We start from the raw sequence: 15,822 nt of genomic DNA on the forward strand, positions 1-15,822 counted from the left end.
AATGGCTATCGTACAACCCAAATCAGTCAAATACCGGGTGTGGGCAACCCACCTGGTCATGTGGGCCTTCCTGGCGCTGATCATCTTCCCGGTGATCATGGTCATCGCCATCTCGTTTCGTAACGGCAATTTCTCGGTGGGGGAAATCATCCCCTCCGATCCGACCCTGGATCACTGGAAGCTGGCGCTGGGCATGTCCATCACCAACGCCGACGGCAGCATAACGCCGCCGCCGTTCCCCGTGCTGACCTGGCTGTGGAACTCCATCAAGATCGCCGGCATCACGGCCCTGATGATAGTGACGTTGTCGACCACCTGTGCCTATGCGTTTGCCCGCCTGCGTTTTCGCGGCAAGCAGACCATATTGCAAGGGATGCTGATCTTCCAGATGTTCCCGGCCGTGCTGGCACTGGTGGCCATCTATGCGCTGTTCAACAAGATAGGTGACTATGTGCCCTGGTTGGGTCTCAACACCCACGGTGGCCTTATCCTGGCTTACATGGGCGGCATAGCGCTGCACGTCTGGACCATCAAGGGCTACTTCGAGACCATAGACTCCTCGCTGGAAGAGGCGGCAGCCATCGATGGTGCGACCCCGTGGCAGGCGTTCCGTCTGATCCTGTTGCCCCTGTCGGTCCCCATTCTGGCGGTGGTGTTCATTCTGGCCTTCATCGGAACCATCACCGAGGTGCCCGTGGCCTCCATCCTGCTGCAGGATGTGAACAACCTGACCCTGGCGGTCGGTGCCCAGCAATACCTCTATCCGCAGAACTATCTGTGGGGTGACTTTGCGGCTGCAGCCGTCCTGTCGGGGCTGCCAATTACTGTGGTCTTCCTGATGGCGCAGCGCTGGTTGGTTGGTGGCCTAACCGCCGGTGGTGTGAAAGGTTAAGTTTATGGCCGGGGGAGCTGACTCCCCCGCCGTCACGATTTGCAAAGATTCAAGAGCGGAGCTCGTCATGGCTGAAGTAGTACTCAACAACGTTCGCAAGAACTACGATCCGGCGGTCCACAAGGACACGCTGCGCAACATCAACCTGGCCATCAAGGAAGGGGAGTTCATCGTCTTCGTCGGCCCGTCCGGCTGCGGCAAGTCCACCCTGCTGCGGATGATCGCAGGTCTGGAAGACATCACCAGCGGTGAGCTGACTATCGGCGGTCGTTACATGAACGACGTGCCGCCGGTTGAGCGCAACGTCGGCATGGTGTTCCAGTCCTACGCTCTCTATCCGCACATGAACATCTACGAGAACATGGCCTTTGGCCTCAAGCTCAAGAAGATGGACAAGGAGAACATCCACAAGCGGGTGATGCGCGCCGCCGAAATCCTGGGGCTTGAGCCATTGCTGGACAGAAAACCCAAGGCGCTCTCCGGCGGTCAGCGCCAGCGGGTGGCCATAGGTCGCTCCATAGTGCAGCAGCCGCAGGTGTTCCTGTTTGACGAACCCTTGTCCAACCTGGATGCCGCCCTGCGGGTCAAGATGCGCATCGAGATCGCCAAGCTGCACAAGGAGCTCAACTCCACCATCATCTACGTGACCCACGATCAGGTGGAAGCCATGACACTGGCCAACCGCATCGTGGTGCTGAGCCCGCTCAAGGGCGAGGCCCAAACCAACCTGGAGCAGTTCGGCACCCCGCTTGATCTCTACCACAACCCGGACAACAAGTTCGTGGCGGGCTTTATCGGCTCACCCAAGATGAACTTCCTGTCGGGCGAATTGCTGGAGATTGGCGAGCAGGAGTGTGTGGTCAAACTCACCTCCGGCGATACGGTGCGGGCGCGGGTCGATGCCCGTCGTGGCTCGGTCGGTGACAAGGTAGAGCTGGGTATTCGTCCCGAGCATCTGTTCCCGCTCGATCACCCCCATGCTCACAGCAAGGTGAGCGGGATAGTGCAGGTGGCTGAACACCTGGGCGCGGAATCCTTCGTTTATATGGATGTGGATGGTCACGACTTTACCGTCAAGGCCACCTCGGACGTGGATGTGGCAACCGGTCAGACCTACAGCGTGGGTATCCCGGCTGAAGCCTGTTATCTGTTTGACGCCAAAGAGCAGGCGTTCCCTCGTACCGCCAAGTACATTCGTACCTGATTTTTTGCGCTGGTTTTCCTTAGTATTCAATGCCTTTTTGCCGGTCGTCAGACCGGCTTTTTATTGCCTGCCGTTCGGGAAACATGGCAGGCAGGGTGATGGTGATCAGGCCTCCAGCTCGGCGGTAATGTCGGGTACAAAGGTCTGGCTGGCCAGCGGCGGGCGTTCGTACCCCTCTGTCTTGATGGGGGGCAGCTTGATGGGTTCGTAGTGGATCGCCTCGTAGGGCACCTTGCCGAGCAGGTGGGCGATGCAGTTGAGCCGAGCCCGGCGCTTGTCGTCGGCATCGACCACGAACCAGGGACAGTCTTCCGTGTCCGTGTAGGTGAACATGTCATCCTTGGCGCGGGAGTACTCCACCCAGCGCGAGCGGGATTGCAAGTCCATGGGGCTGAACTTCCAGCGCTTGATGGGGGTGTTGATCCGCTCCTTGAAACGCTTCTCCTGTTCTTCGTCCGAGACCGAGAACCAGTATTTGATCAGGGTTATCCCTGAGCGGATCAGCATGCGTTCAAACTCGGGACAGGCCCGTAAAAACTCGCGATACTCCGCATCGCTGCAAAACCCCATCACCCGCTCGACCCCGGCCCGGTTGTACCAGGAACGGTCAAACAGCACCATTTCACCGGCGGCGGGCAGGTGGGCGGCATAGCGTTGAAAATACCACTGGGATCGCTCTCTATCGGAGGGGGCGGGCAAGGCGGTGACCCGACAGACCCGGGGATTGAGCGGTTCTGTGATGGCCTTGATGACGCCGCCCTTGCCGGCGGCATCGCGTCCCTCGAACAGCACCACCACTTTCAGCCCCTCCTGCTTGACCCACTCCTGCAACTTGACCAGCTCCTCCTGCAGATGGGTGAGGTGATGCTCATAGCACTTCTTGTCCAGACGCGGGCGCTTCTTGATCTTTTCCTTCGGCATGGCTTTCTCCTTTTTGAGTCCTTTCCTTGAGTCATCTTCAGCTTGCACCAGGGAGGCGCCACTGCCAAGGACTGCGTGTTACACTGCCGCCCCGTCGCTGGCAGCAAAACAGCATGGCGATTTACACTGCCGCCTCATCAGCCGCTGGCAATAGAAAAAACATGACGCCATTTATGGCGATTTGCATTGCCGTCTCATCATCAGCAGCTGGCAACAGGAGAAAACATGAAGCAATTTATGGAGATAGCGGGCCGCCAAATGGCCTATCTGGACGAGGGGCAGGGCCCGGTTCTGTTGTTTGGCCACAGCTACCTGTGGGACAGCGCCATGTGGGCGCCGCAGATTGCCGCGCTCAAGGGCCAGTACCGCTGTATCGTGCCCGAGCTGTGGGGCCATGGCGATTCCGACCGGTTGCCGGAAGGTCCCTGCACCCTGGCGACCCTGGCCCGGGATCATCTGGCGCTGCTCGATGCCCTCGGGGTCGAAGAGTGTGTGCTGGTGGGTCTTTCCATCGGTGGCATGTGGGGTGTCGAGCTGGCCAGGATGGCACCGACCCGTCTCAAGGGAGTGGTGCTGATGGACAGCTTCGTCGGTCTCGAGCCCCAGATCACCTGTGAACGTTACCTCGGCATGCTGGGCATGATTGGGCAGCTCGGCACAATACCGGCCCCCATAGTGGAGCAGGTGGCACCGCTGTTTTTTGCCAATCAGCCGAATGCGGCCTTGATAGACGGGTTCAAGGAACGCCTTGCCTCCTGGCCGGGGGAGAAGATAGCCGCCATGGTGGCGGTGGGCCGCAGCTTTGTGACCCGGGAAGACCGTATCGACTGGCTGGAAGAGATCAGGGTGCCGGCGCTGGTCATGACCGGCTGCGAAGACAAGGCGCGCCCCGTGCTGGAGGGTTATCTGATGGCCGAAGTGCTGGGTTGCCCCTTCAAGGAGATACCGGCCGCAGGCCATATCTCCACGCTGGAAAATCCCGCCTTCGTCAATCAGGCCCTGACGGCATTTCTGGCCGGGCTCTGATATCGACAACCGCTATTGCATGACGAAGAAGGGAGCCGTGGGCTCCCTTCTTCGTTTCATGATTGCCTCTGTCACCGGAGAGGTGCATGCGCCCTCAGACGCCGGGCAGGGCAGGATCATCCCGCTTGGGCCAGGCATTGATCACCGCCTTGACCAGGGTGGCGAGGGGAATGGCGAAAAAGACGCCCCAGAAACCCCACAGGCCGCCAAACACCAGCACGGCTATGATGATGGCCACCGGATGCAGGTTGACCGCCTCGGAGAAAAGCAGAGGCACCAGCAGGTTGCCATCGAGGGCCTGGATCACCAGATAGGCCACCATCAGCCAGACGAAATCAGAAGAGAATCCCCACTGGAACAGGGCCACCATGGCCACAGGTACAGTGACCGCTGCCGCGCCTATGTAAGGAATGAGCACGGAGAAGCCGACCGCCACCGCCAGCAGGGCGGAGTAGCGCAGTCCCATCAGGGCAAAGGGGATATAGGTAGCCACCCCGACGATAAGGATCTCGATCACCTTGCCCCGAACATAGTTGATGATCTGGCCGTTCATCTCGGTCCAGACTCGCTTGACCAGAGCCCGGTTGCGCGGCATGAAGCGGGTGAGCCCGCTGAGCAATGGCTGCTTGTCCTTGAGCATGAAGAACACCATCAGCGGCACCAGAATGAGGTAAATAAGAAGAGCGACTACGTTCACCAGCGAGCTGAGGGAGGCGCTCACCAGATGCTCGCCGCCACTCAGGATGCGTTGGCGAATGTTGTCTATCACAGTCTCGACCAGGGTGACGTCGATGATCTCGGGATAGAGGTCTGGCAGGGTGCGCACATAGTCCTGGGCATGGGCCAGCATGGAGGGAGACTCCTTGGCCAGATTGATGCCCTGACTCACCAGGGTCGGGATCAGTCCCAGCAAGGCCATCACTGTCAGTGCGATGAACAGCAGCAGCACCAGCGTGGTGGCTAGCGCGCGGGAGAGCCCGGTCCGTTGCAGCCGGTTGACTGGCCACTCCAGCAGATAAGCCATGACAATGGCCACCAGTATGGGAGCCAGCAGGTTGCCAAACAGCCAGAGCACGGCAAAGCCGAACACCAGCAACAGGAAGAGGGTGACCGCATCGGGGTCGGAGAAACGGGTCTGATACCAGCGCTTGAGTACTTCTAACATGACAGTATCCTTTCGTGACTGGGGCTCATGATGGCTGTTTGGCCCCGACAACCAACTGCAAAAAGATCGTATTGTCCGGCTCCTGTCGCAACCAGAAGTTGTGCCCCTGGCGTTGCAAGTAGGCTGGAATATCCTGCCGGGAGCCCGGGTCTGCCAGCTGGATGGACAAGGACTGACCGGGCGTCGCCTGACGCAACCAGAGCTTGAGCCGGATCAGCGGCTCGGGGCAGCGCCAGGGGGTCAGATCGAGGTGTTCCATAGGGGCTCCATCGGGCATGAAGCGGTTATTATGGCCGTGATAAGAGCATGAAACAACGCTTGTAGCCCTTGAGGGGCAAGGGTATTCTGCCGGTGTCCCGGTAGGGTCTGATTGGAGATAGAGATAACGTGGCACGCTTTTCCCCTTTGATGGCATCGCTTCCCCTGCTGGCTTCCCTGATGGGGGCCACTTTCCATGCCCAGGCGAGCAATCAGCTTCCCGACATAGGCACCGCCGGGGTGGCCGCCCTGCCCATCGAGCAGGAGGTACGCTATGGCAATGCCTTCATGCGTTTCGCCCGGGCCGGTTTGCCGATCATAGATGATCCCGTGCTGAGTCAGTACATAGACGATCTGGGGCAGCGCTTGCTGACCAACGCCGACGGGGTGCGTTTTCCCTTTACCTTCTTCCTTATCAATGATCCCAGCATCAACGCGGCCGCCTTCCTCGGCGGTCGGGTCAAGGTGCACACCGGCCTCTTCCTCTATGCCGACAGCGAGAGCGAGCTGGCCTCGGTACTGGCGCACGAAATCACCCACGTGACCCAGCGTCACATCGCCCGCTACATGGAGGCGCAGGCGAGCAGCTCCGCCATGACCCTGGCCGGGTTGGTGGGCTCCATTGCGCTCGCGGTGATCAACCCCACCGCCGGTATCGCCGCCTTGCAGACCACCCTCGGATTGTCGATGCAATCGGCCATCAACTACACCCGCGACAACGAATATGAAGCGGACCGGATCGGCATGAAGACCCTGTATGACGCCGGGTTTGACCCCATGGGCATGGCCAACTTCTTCCAGAAACTGGCGGCCGAGTATCGCTACGCCAGCAAGCCGCCCCAGATGCTGCTCACTCACCCCCTGCCCGAGACCCGGATCTCCGAGGCCCGTGGCCGAGCCAACAGCTATGGGCGCCGCAACTTGCCCCCCAGCCTCGACTTCTGGCTGGCCAAGGTGCGCATTCAGGTGCGCTATGGCACCGAGACCCCACAGGCGCTGCTCAGCTATTTCGACAGTCGTCTGCAAAAAGGGGATTACCCCCTCAAGGATGCGGCCACCTATGGCAAGGCGCTGGCCTTGTTGCAACTCAAGCGCACCGATGAGGCTGACACCCTGATGCAGGAGCTGGCCACCCGTCATCCGGAAGACTTGTTCGTGGTCGATGCCCTGACCGATATCGATCTCGCCAAGGGACGCAGCGCCCAGGCCATTGCACGGCTGGAGAAGTTCCGCGCCCGCATGCCGGATAACGAAGTGGTGGTGGTCAACCTGGGTAACGCTTATCTGGAAGGGGGCGATTACAAGAAATCCATCGCCATCCTGGACCCCTATGCCCGGGATCACGAAGAGAACAGCCTGGCCTGGAACCTGCTCTCCGACGCCTATCGCAAGGCGGGCCGAATGACAGAGTTGCACATGGCGCGCGCCGAGATGCTTTCCCTGCGCGGGGATTATCAAGCCGCCATCGACGAGCTGATCGTGGCCCGCGGCACCACCAGCGACAAGCTGACCCTGGCCAGACTGGAGGCGCGCATCACAGAGCTGGAGCGCGCGAAAAAGGATCTCGACAGCCTGAAAGGGTGATGACTCAGACAAACGGTGAAACGGGGTGCGCCAGCAATGGCGCGCCCCGTTTTCTTTCCGGGCGGAAGACTCTTCTCTGCCACCCATTCACAAGGGGGCGGGGCGGCAGACTCGTGATGAAAGAGAAGCGTCTCAGACGCTCAAATGTCAGGAAGGCGCATCGGCGTTTCCCCTGGCAAGGGGAGGGGAGCGTCTCTAACGAAATTGTGCAGCCCGCACCTTGAGGGCGGCAATCTTCTGCTCGTCGAGCTCTCCCACCAGCACCTCTTGCAATCGGCCCTCGCCATCGAGCAGATAGCTGGTGGGCAGCCCGGTTGGGGGAGAGAAGGGGAGGTGCGCCTCTTTATCGGCGATCAGCAGCGGGACTTTGATGTGATGCCGACTGGCCAGTGCCCCCAGCTCGGCTGGGGTGGCGGGATCGTAACTGATGATCACCACGGCTATCTTGCCCTCCTGCGCCAGTGTCTCCAGCAGCGGCAATTCCCGCAGGCAGGGGGCGCACCAGGGCGCGAAGTAGTTGACCAGGAGCGGCTTGCCGGCAAACTGCGCCAGCGTCACCGGCTGACCCTGGCCGTTGCTGAACTCAGGGGCCGGGGAGCAGGCCGTCAGCAGAGCCGCCACAATCATCCAACAAATTCGTTTCATTTCCTGTGCCCTGCCGCTTACCCTGACCATCCGTTTCCCCTACAATAGCGCCGTTTCTTGTCCCATCTTGCCACATCAGGGAGTTACCATGAGCGAGACCCAAATCTACCACAATCCGCGCTGTTCAAAGAGCCGTGAAACCCTGGCTCTGCTGGAACAACACGGGATCACCCCGGATGTGGTGCTCTATCTGGAGCAGGCGCCGAGTGAAGATGTCATTCGCACCCTGCTGACCCAACTGGGCTTTGCCGATCCGCGCCAGCTGATGCGCACCAAGGAAGATCTCTACAAAGAGCTGGGGCTGGCGGATCAGAGCGGCGATGCCCTCATTCGCGCCATGCACCAGCATCCCAAGCTCATCGAGCGCCCCATCGTCATCAAAGATGGCAAGGCCCGCATCGGCCGCCCCCCAGAGCAGGTGCTGGAGATCCTCAAGTGACCACTCGCTTCGCCCGTCTGCTGACCCTGGTCGGCTTCTTTGGCCTGCTGGGTTGGGTCATCCTCTGGCACCTGTTTCTCTCCCCCCACCCTGACCTCAATCCCTGGTTGCTGCCGGTGATCTGGACCGTGCCGCTCCTGTTCCCGCTCAAGGGCATAGCACAGGGCAACCCTTACACCCACGCCTGGGGCAACTTCGTGCTGATGCCCTATTTCCTGCACGCCCTGACGCTGATCACCACGGATGAGGGGGAGCGTTGGCTGGCTGTGGTTGAACTGGTGTTCACCACACTGGCGTTTGTCGGCACCATCTATTACGCCCGCCTGCGCGGCCGGGAGCTGGGCCTCAGCATTCGCAAGAAGAAGGGTGAGCTGTCACAAGAAGAGAAATAAGGCACTGGTTCAGTGCGCCTTTATCTGCAAACCGGACCCCTGGGGCCGGTTTTTTATGGCCGCAATCCGGCGTGGCCGCCCGTCTCGCGATAGTGGGCGAGCTGCTGCTCGCTAAATGCCATCAGCTGGGGATAGAAGCGCAGAAAGCCCAGCTCGCAGGTGTGCCAATCCATCTCATCCAGGGTGGTGAGGGCATCGCCGAGCAACACAGGGCGGCGCAGACGATGGCCTATGCCGTTGAGGGCACGGCCCAGCCCCTCTTTGTGACGATAGGAGGCAATCCAGTTCTGCTCCGCCATCCGTTTCAGTGCCGCTGGCAAGCCGTCTGCCAGCAGCAGGTGATCTGCCAAGAGCTGGTCATAGCTGTGCTGCAAAAAGCGGGGCAGAGGCTCTGCGCAAAATTGTGGCCAGTGCACACTGAGCCAGTGGTCGTAGAGCATGTCCACCAGTATGCCGCCAAAGCGGCGCCAGGGCGCCTCAAAGCAGGCCACCGCCGCCCTGTGCTCCGGGTGTGCATCGGTGAAGGCATCAATTTTGCGATGCAACCAGATCCCCTCGTCGAACTCGGGGGTGAGGGCGCTTGGCAGTGGTCCCTTGATAAAATCCCCCAGCAGATTGCCGGTGAGGGAGCTTCGGGTATGGGCAGCCAGATGCAGATGAGCCAGATAATTCATGGGGCTAGGGTTGACCAGCAAATGAAAACTGAGGGTGAGCCTAGCGGATCCGGCTCTGCTTGCCTATGGCTGGCGAACCGGCGCCAAGGAGTTGGCACAAAAAAGCCCGACACTCGGGTCGGGCGTGATGGGGTTGGCAGGTTTAAATGGCCAGGAAGCCCAGGATCAGGATGGGGCCGAGCAGGCTCAGGATAAAGCCGGAGACAATCGCCACAGGTACTACCTGGATGCCACCGGATTTCTGAATGACCGGCAGGGTGAAGTCCAGCGCAGTGGCGCCACCGTAGCCGATGGCGGCAGAGGGGTGGCGGCGCATCAACATGGGGATGATGAGAATGGCGATAAGCTCGCGACCCAGATCGTTGATAAAGGCGGCGGAGCCGAGCACAGGCCCCAGCTTGTCGGCCACCAGAATGCCCGACAGCGAATACCAGCCGAAGCTGGAGCTGATCGCCAAGCCATGACTGAATGGCATGCCGAGCAACTGGGCTGCCAGCAGGCTGCCCAGCCAGCTGCTGACGATGACGGTAAAGGCGATTTTCATGCCCCAGGGATTGAGCAGGATCTGGCGCAGTCGCATGCCGGAGTTGCGCATCTGCACCCCGATCAGCAGCAGCAACAACATCAGGGCCCACTCACTCAACTTGTCGATGGGCAAGATCCGTAGATCCACCAGCAGCCCCAGCAGCACGCCCCCCAGCACCACGAAGCAGAGCTGGAGTGATTCCCACAGTAGGTGCAGCTTGCTCGGCATCTTGGCGTCACTCGCCTCATGGGTCGGCGGGCTGCGTTTGTCGAGCCACCAGAGCGCCAGCAGGTTGCAGAAGGTAATTGCGGCCAGCATGACACCGGCCACCTTGAAGATCACCGCCAGATTGCTGCCCAGGTTCTCCACATAGGCGAGCCCCAGCCCCATCAGAAACAGGATGAGATAGACCATCTTGCCCAGCGACTGATTGACCAGCTTGATGAGTCGGGCGGAAGAGAGGGGGATCAGATAGCCGATTGCCAGCGGCAGCAGGATCAGCAATACATTGAGCAACATCGGGGCCTCGATCACAAAAACTGATAAAAATGACACCTTATCACTACTTATTGGCTCTGTGTCACATATCTGTGAGTTTGGATGTTTCATCCGGGGCTTTTTTATCAAGTTGTTATGTTTTTGGTGCAAATCCATGCACTGATGTGGCGCAGTGGCTCGCCTTGGTGCAGCAGGAGAATCGACGAGTCAGCCCACTTTTCAACAAGATGCAAACATCCGTAGGGTGAATAAAGCTGCTTGGGTACGGTTATGACCATGATGCAGGAATTTTCTTGCCACCCTTGCGATGTGGGTATAAAAAGGCGGTGTTGCCGCACTGGTCTGGATAGGGTTTTATGCAGACAAAGTGCTGAAAAATACCGATTAGACCAATAAAAATACAGACAAAACACCAAAGACCACCGTTCTGTATTGTTTTTTGACTAGTCGAGTGATATTTTCGCTGAAGGTTGCCATCGGTTAACTTTTTGTTAAATGGACGATGGCTGAGTCACGCCGTAGCGGCGTCTAGGGACAGACAAGGTTGTAATGGATGAGCGACGTTGCCGCACTGGAAGTTCGTGAACTGCACAAGTATTTCGGCACCCACGAAGTGCTCAAGGGCATCGACATGACCGCCCACAAGGGAGACGTGATCTCCCTGATCGGCTCCTCCGGCTCGGGGAAGTCGACCTTTCTTCGCTGTATCAATTTGCTGGAAACACCCTCTTCCGGCACGGTTTCGCTTCATGGCGAGCTTATCCGGATGAAAACCAACCGGGCTGGCGAGCGGCTGGCGGAGGATGTGCGTCAGGTGGAGCGTATCCGTAGCCGTCTGGCAATGGTGTTTCAAAGTTTCAACCTCTGGTCGCACATGACCATCATGCAGAACATCATCGAAGTACCTATCCAGGTGCTGAAGATCCCCCGCGCCGAAGCCATTGCCAAGGCGGAGCATCTGCTCAATCGGGTGGGCCTGTGGGAGCGCCGGGATTACTACCCTGGCCACCTCTCCGGTGGTCAGCAGCAGCGTGCGGCCATTGCCCGGGCGCTGGCGGTGGATCCCGAAGTGATGCTGTTTGATGAACCCACTTCGGCGCTCGATCCCGAGCTGGTGGGTGAGGTGCTCGGCCTGATGCGTGAGCTGGCCGAAGAGGGGCGCACCATGCTGGTGGTGACCCACGAGATGTCGTTTGCCCGTGATGTGTCGAACAAGGTAATGTTTTTGCATCAGGGGCGCGTGGAAGAGGAGGGCAACCCCAAGGAGATTTTCGCCCATCCCAAATCGGAACGGTTCAAGCAATTTATCTCTTCCATCTATTGATGGGCGGGATCCAACGTTAACAGTCGACGATTTTATCAAGGAGAGATACATGAACAAGCTGATGCTGGCGACTGCCATAGTGACTGCCCTGTCTTCCGGTAGCCTGATGGCCAAGGAGTGGAAAGAAGTGCGGATCGGGGTGGAAGGTGCTTATCCTCCCTTCTCCTGGACCGAGCCCAGTGGCGAAGTGAAAGGCTTTGACATCGATATCGCCAACGCCCTGTGCGCAGAGATGAAGGTGAAGTGCACCCTGGTCAAACAGGATTGGGACGGCATCATACCGGCGCTGCTGTCGCGCAAATATGACGCCATCATCGCCACCATGGACATCACGGAAGAGCGCAAGAAGAAGGTGGACTTCACCCAGAAGTACCAGCACATTCCGGCCCGCTTCGCCGCCAAGAAAGGCACTGACGTCCAACTCGACAAAGCCTTCATGGATGGCAAGGCCGTGGCGGTGCAACGCGCTACCTCCATGGATACCTACATCACCGACAACTTTCCCAACGCCACCATCAAGCGTTACGGCACCGCAGATGAAGCTTACCTCGATCTGAAATCCGGTCGTGTCGACTATGTGCTGGCCGATTCCGCTGCCATCACGGATGGTCTGCTGAAAAAAGAGGGCGGTGACGGCTTTGAGTTCGTCGGCCCGAAACTGACCGATCCCAAGTGGTTTGGTGAGGGTGCCGGCATCGCCGTTCGCAAGGCTGACAAGGATCTGAAAGAGAAATTCAACACGGCGATCCTGGCCCTGCGCGCCAACGGCAAGTACAAGGAAATCAACGACAAGTACTTCGAGTTCGACGTTTACGGCGAATAAGCAGAGGGTCGTTTACGGCGAGTAAGAAAGCGACGTCTACGGCGAATAACAACCGAACGTCGTCTACGGCGGATCATCAAAACCCCCTCCTGGCCTCCCCTTCACAAGGGGGAGGCGTTGCAAACTCCCTCCCTTGTATGAAAGAGCCAGGAGGAGGCTTGGGGTCCTTGCGGTGCCGACGGCGAACCAGGAACGACAGGCTGACTGCCGTCAGTCGTCATATCGGGCCCGTTATCTCCCGCAAGGAGTGATGGGCCTGCTTGATTGCAATGGAGCTGCATATGTGTGGTTTTAAAGAATATGGAGCCTCTGCTTGGGAGGGGCGAGCCCACTCAATATGCAATGGAGCTGCATATGTTTGATTTGAAAGGATACGAAGCCTCCCTGCTGGAGGGCGCCTGGGTCACTCTGGAAGTGGCGCTGGCCTCGCTGCTGCTGGCACTGCTGCTGGGGATGCTGGGGGCGCTCGCCAAACTGTCGCCCTACAAGTGGGCCAGGGGCATTGCGACCACTTACACCACCGTCATTCGCGGCATTCCCGATCTGGTGCTGATGATGCTGCTGTTCTTCGGCGGTCAGGTGCTGATCAACAGCGTCTGTACCTGGGTCAACGAGACCTACAACAACTTCTTGCTTGAGAGCAATCCCAATCAGGAGTGGGTCTCCCTTCTGCCTGATTACATCGATATCAGCCCGTTTGCAGCCGGAGTCGCCACCATAGGTTTCATCTTCGGTGCCTACATGACAGAGACATTCCGCGGCGCCATCCTGGCGGTGGACAAGGGGGAGCTGGAAGCCGCTCGCGCCTTTGGCATGCGGGCGACTCAGGTCTTTGTGCGGGTCCTGTTTCCCCAGATGATGCGCCATGCTCTGCCGGGGTTTGGCAACAACTGGCTGGTACTGCTCAAGACCACGGCGCTGGTCTCCATCATCGGCCTCGATGACATGGTGCGCAAAGCGTCCCTGGCGGCAGGCTCGACCCAGTTGCCCTTCACCTTTTACATGGCGGTGGCGCTGATCTTCCTGATCTTCACTGCGGTTTCCACCTCGGCACTGAAGTGGGCCGAGCGTCACTATGCGATAAAGACGAGGTAAGCCATGGATTTCTCAATCATTCTCAAAGAGTGGCCTACCTACTGGCAGGGGCTTTACACCACAGTGCTGCTGGTGGCGGCATCCCTCATACTCGGTCTGGCGCTGGCGGTGCCCATGGGGATACTGCGCAACAGTCGCAACTGGCTGATCAAGGGGCCGATCTGGGCCTATATCTACTTCTTTCGTGGCACTCCCTTGCTGGTACAGCTCTTTATCATCTACTACGGCGCAGCCCAGTGGGAGTGGCTGAAAAACAGCGCAGCCTGGACCCTGTTTGCCGAAGCCTGGTTCTGCGCTTTGCTGGCGTTCACCCTCAATACCGGCGCCTACACCGCAGAGATAGTGCGCGGCGCCGTGCTCAACATGCCCAAGGGGCAGATTGAAGCGGCCAACGCCTTTGGCATGAGCCGCTGGCAAACCCTCACCCGCATCATTTTGCCCAACTCGTTTCGTCGAGCGCTGCCCGCCTACAGCAACGAGGTGATCTTCATGCTGCAGGGCTCGGCGGTGGCTGGCATCATCACCATCGTCGACCTGACCGGCGCCGCGCGGATCATCAACTCCCGCTACTACAGCCCGTTCGAGGCCTTCCTGACCGCTGGCCTGCTCTACATGCTGCTCACCTTCGTCATCGTCTGGCTGTTCAAGAAGTGGGAAGCACGCTGGCACGCCCACCTGCGCCCCCGCAGCTTGTAACGGTATATCTAGAGCTGTTGCTGGAAGGCTATGATCACTGCGGTCGTCAGACAAAAAACGCCACAACGGGATTCAGGCCTTCCAATATTTGCTCAGTGAGTTGCCATAATTTTGGTCAGCAACGAGATATTTTCCGATATAAATTGCCATAAAATAGGCCCCCTCTGGCTGGTGTAGTTGGTGCCGAGCATGAAGGGGTTACCAACTATCCAGATAGCTTGTCAGCTTACATTCCTATGCTGGCAGCATTGTGCCCAAACATGCATGGTATATTGACAATCTCCACTGCGACTGACTATTCCTGAGGTGTGCCCATTTGAGTTTGAGGGGGCGCACCGGATAACAAGGACGTAGGAGGGGACATGCGCGCTAACACACTCTTGCTCTCGGGACTGCTGGCTTCATTGATAGCCAGCACCGGAGCCATCGCCAATGACAACATTGTTGCCTTGCAACTGGGCACACCCGCCGAAAACGAGAAACTCAGCATCTTCACGGCAGACGTCAAATACCATCACATGTTCTGGCGCTGGGGGGATTCTGGCTGCCAGTTTGGTCTGGGCGTGCGTGGCGGCATGCTGAAGGTGGGGGATGAGCGCACTGCCAGATTGGGCACAGGGGCGCGCGCCGAATGTCTGTGGGGGAGCTGGGTGGTATGGATCCCGGCTGAGGTGCTCTGGCTGGCGGAGCATGAGTTCGGCCATCGCGGCAATGGCTTCAAGGATTACGGCGGTCCCTTCCAGTTTGCTTCCGGCATTGGTCTGGGGTACGCGATCACCAAGAACTGGCTGATTGGCTATCAGTATGAGCACATGTCCAACGCCAAGATGTATGACCAAAACCCCGGCCTGGATACCCACTCCCTGCATATCGAATACCGCTTCTAAGCTCTGATCCTCTTGTTGCCAGGCCCCTGCTCGTCAGGGGCTTTTGCTGTCTGTGGGCGAGTGTTGTGTCGCAGGCAGGCAAGCATGGCGCACGCGCTTAGCGTCCCAGGTATTCCCGATCGAAGAAGGTGTTGACCCAGTGGGGGCGGTAGACGGCAAGCAAAGTCATGGTCATGCCGTTGAGCAGGGCTTCGGGGAAGAGCAGCAGCGGCCAGATGGAGAGGTAGTCGGCGCTGATGGTATGCCACGGATAGGCGCCGCTCATCCCCATCAGCAGGGCGCTGGCGATCATCTTGACCGAGATGCTCAGCGCCCCGCCAAAAAAGGCGACCACGAACAGATAGACGAACAGATGGCGGGGCATCCAGGCCCAGCTCGCCAGGAACAGCAGCCAGCTGGTAGCGACCGGCAGGGCGATGCCAATCAGCGCCTGCCAGCCAAAATCGGCGAGGGGGGCAACCCCGAAGTAACCCAGAACAAGCAGTGTCAGGCAGGGAGCAAGCAGGGCCAGACGCCACCCCAGCAGCAGGGTCAGGCTGGTGAGGCCGAGAAAGTGCACTTCCAGCCCTTCATGCAGGCCGGCGCGCAAGGTCCAGAGCGGGACCAGTACGATGGCGCCGCCAAGGCAGAGGTGCTGATAGAGGGGTTGATCAAGCAGGGTACGCAGCAGGGGGCCACGCAGGCTGAATATCAGCAGCAATACCCAGAGCAGGAGGGCGGCCGCTTGTCCTTCATTCATGGCATTTCCTTGTCATGTGATGGCGCGCTGGGCG

General features: G+C 59.1%; 18 protein-coding genes. 11 read left to right on the forward strand and 7 right to left on the reverse strand.

The features are described from left to right. Window position 1 precedes the first annotated feature (1 nt). Window positions 2–892, forward strand: a complete 891-nt coding sequence (malG, locus tag GWQ27_RS04010; RefSeq protein ID WP_017412117.1) for a maltose ABC transporter permease MalG — start codon at window positions 2–4, stop codon at window positions 890–892. A gap of 67 nt (window positions 893–959) precedes the next feature. Beyond that, a complete protein-coding gene (gene ugpC / locus GWQ27_RS04015; protein ID WP_005310112.1) occupies window positions 960–2,096 on the forward strand; it encodes a sn-glycerol-3-phosphate ABC transporter ATP-binding protein UgpC in 1,137 nt (378 codons plus the stop codon). Between the two features lie 105 nt (window positions 2,097–2,201). Here the strand turns inward: ugpC and ppk2 are convergent, their stop codons facing one another. Next, on the reverse strand, window positions 2,202–3,017 hold the full coding sequence (gene ppk2, locus GWQ27_RS04020; RefSeq protein ID WP_059113442.1) for a polyphosphate kinase 2: 816 nt from the start codon (window positions 3,015–3,017) through the stop codon (window positions 2,202–2,204). Between the two features lie 225 nt (window positions 3,018–3,242). Between ppk2 and GWQ27_RS04025 the strand changes: the two genes are divergently transcribed. Beyond that, window positions 3,243–4,043 carry an alpha/beta fold hydrolase gene (locus GWQ27_RS04025; protein ID WP_111588649.1) on the forward strand — a complete coding sequence of 267 codons (801 nt, stop codon included), beginning with the start codon at window positions 3,243–3,245 and terminating at the stop codon, window positions 4,041–4,043. A gap of 94 nt (window positions 4,044–4,137) precedes the next feature. Here the strand turns inward: GWQ27_RS04025 and GWQ27_RS04030 are convergent, their stop codons facing one another. Then, window positions 4,138–5,208, reverse strand: coding sequence for an AI-2E family transporter (locus GWQ27_RS04030; RefSeq protein ID WP_021138538.1), 1,071 nt, complete (start codon window positions 5,206–5,208; stop codon window positions 4,138–4,140). Between the two features lie 25 nt (window positions 5,209–5,233). Continuing rightward, window positions 5,234–5,467: a sulfurtransferase TusA family protein gene (locus GWQ27_RS04035; RefSeq protein ID WP_099992557.1), complete on the reverse strand. Its 234-nt coding sequence runs from the start codon at window positions 5,465–5,467 to the stop codon at window positions 5,234–5,236. A gap of 149 nt (window positions 5,468–5,616) precedes the next feature. Here GWQ27_RS04035 and GWQ27_RS04040 point away from each other — a divergent pair, with 149 nt between their 5' ends. Next, the gene (locus GWQ27_RS04040) at window positions 5,617–7,050 is read left to right on the forward strand and encodes a M48 family metalloprotease (protein WP_021138540.1); all 1,434 of its coding nucleotides are present in this window, start codon (window positions 5,617–5,619) and stop codon (window positions 7,048–7,050) included. 195 nt (window positions 7,051–7,245) lie between these two features. Here the strand turns inward: GWQ27_RS04040 and GWQ27_RS04045 are convergent, their stop codons facing one another. Next, window positions 7,246–7,725 (reverse strand): TlpA disulfide reductase family protein, encoded by a 480-nt coding sequence (locus GWQ27_RS04045; protein ID WP_275906734.1) that lies wholly within the window; start codon window positions 7,723–7,725, stop codon window positions 7,246–7,248. 58 nt (window positions 7,726–7,783) lie between these two features. On the opposite strand from GWQ27_RS04045, the gene arsC reads away from it, so the two are divergent. After that, the gene (gene arsC / locus GWQ27_RS04050; protein WP_058395753.1) at window positions 7,784–8,134 is read left to right on the forward strand and encodes an arsenate reductase (glutaredoxin); all 351 of its coding nucleotides are present in this window, start codon (window positions 7,784–7,786) and stop codon (window positions 8,132–8,134) included. Further along, window positions 8,131–8,526, forward strand: coding sequence for a DUF2069 domain-containing protein (locus GWQ27_RS04055; protein WP_111588653.1), 396 nt, complete (start codon window positions 8,131–8,133; stop codon window positions 8,524–8,526). Before arsC ends, GWQ27_RS04055 begins: the two co-directional genes overlap by 4 nt. A 53-nt stretch (window positions 8,527–8,579) precedes the next feature. Here the strand turns inward: GWQ27_RS04055 and GWQ27_RS04060 are convergent, their stop codons facing one another. Both GWQ27_RS04060 and GWQ27_RS04065 read right to left on the reverse strand, forming a co-directional pair. Beyond that, complete coding sequence (locus GWQ27_RS04060; protein WP_275906735.1) at window positions 8,580–9,200, reverse strand: ACP phosphodiesterase; 621 nt, start codon at window positions 9,198–9,200, stop codon at window positions 8,580–8,582. Window positions 9,201–9,342: 142 nt separating this feature from the next. After that, on the reverse strand, window positions 9,343–10,245 hold the full coding sequence (locus GWQ27_RS04065) for a lysine exporter LysO family protein (RefSeq protein ID WP_034523538.1): 903 nt from the start codon (window positions 10,243–10,245) through the stop codon (window positions 9,343–9,345). 532 nt (window positions 10,246–10,777) lie between these two features. Here GWQ27_RS04065 and GWQ27_RS04070 point away from each other — a divergent pair. From GWQ27_RS04070 to GWQ27_RS04090, 5 genes are all read left to right on the forward strand, one after another. Continuing rightward, on the forward strand, window positions 10,778–11,548 hold the full coding sequence (locus GWQ27_RS04070) for an ABC transporter ATP-binding protein (RefSeq protein WP_005310133.1): 771 nt from the start codon (window positions 10,778–10,780) through the stop codon (window positions 11,546–11,548). A gap of 49 nt (window positions 11,549–11,597) precedes the next feature. Further along, entirely contained in the window at window positions 11,598–12,371 is a 774-nt protein-coding gene (locus GWQ27_RS04075; protein ID WP_005310135.1) for an ABC transporter substrate-binding protein, read from the forward strand. A gap of 354 nt (window positions 12,372–12,725) precedes the next feature. Further along, complete coding sequence (locus GWQ27_RS04080; RefSeq protein WP_275906736.1) at window positions 12,726–13,466, forward strand: ABC transporter permease; 741 nt, start codon at window positions 12,726–12,728, stop codon at window positions 13,464–13,466. A 3-nt stretch (window positions 13,467–13,469) separates the two neighbouring features. Beyond that, window positions 13,470–14,162 (forward strand): ABC transporter permease, encoded by a 693-nt coding sequence (locus GWQ27_RS04085; protein ID WP_005310139.1) that lies wholly within the window; start codon window positions 13,470–13,472, stop codon window positions 14,160–14,162. A 362-nt stretch (window positions 14,163–14,524) separates the two neighbouring features. Next, window positions 14,525–15,049 (forward strand): acyloxyacyl hydrolase, encoded by a 525-nt coding sequence (locus GWQ27_RS04090; RefSeq protein ID WP_275906737.1) that lies wholly within the window; start codon window positions 14,525–14,527, stop codon window positions 15,047–15,049. Window positions 15,050–15,146: 97 nt separating this feature from the next. Here GWQ27_RS04090 and GWQ27_RS04095 read toward each other — a convergent pair whose 3' ends face one another. Continuing rightward, window positions 15,147–15,788 carry an energy-coupling factor ABC transporter permease gene (locus tag GWQ27_RS04095; protein ID WP_275906738.1) on the reverse strand — a complete coding sequence of 214 codons (642 nt, stop codon included), beginning with the start codon at window positions 15,786–15,788 and terminating at the stop codon, window positions 15,147–15,149. Window positions 15,789–15,822: the final 34 nt, after the last annotated feature.

The sequence above is a fragment of the Aeromonas sp. 5HA1 genome (assembly GCF_029237245.1).
Taxonomy (GTDB): domain Bacteria; phylum Pseudomonadota; class Gammaproteobacteria; order Enterobacterales; family Aeromonadaceae; genus Aeromonas; species Aeromonas salmonicida.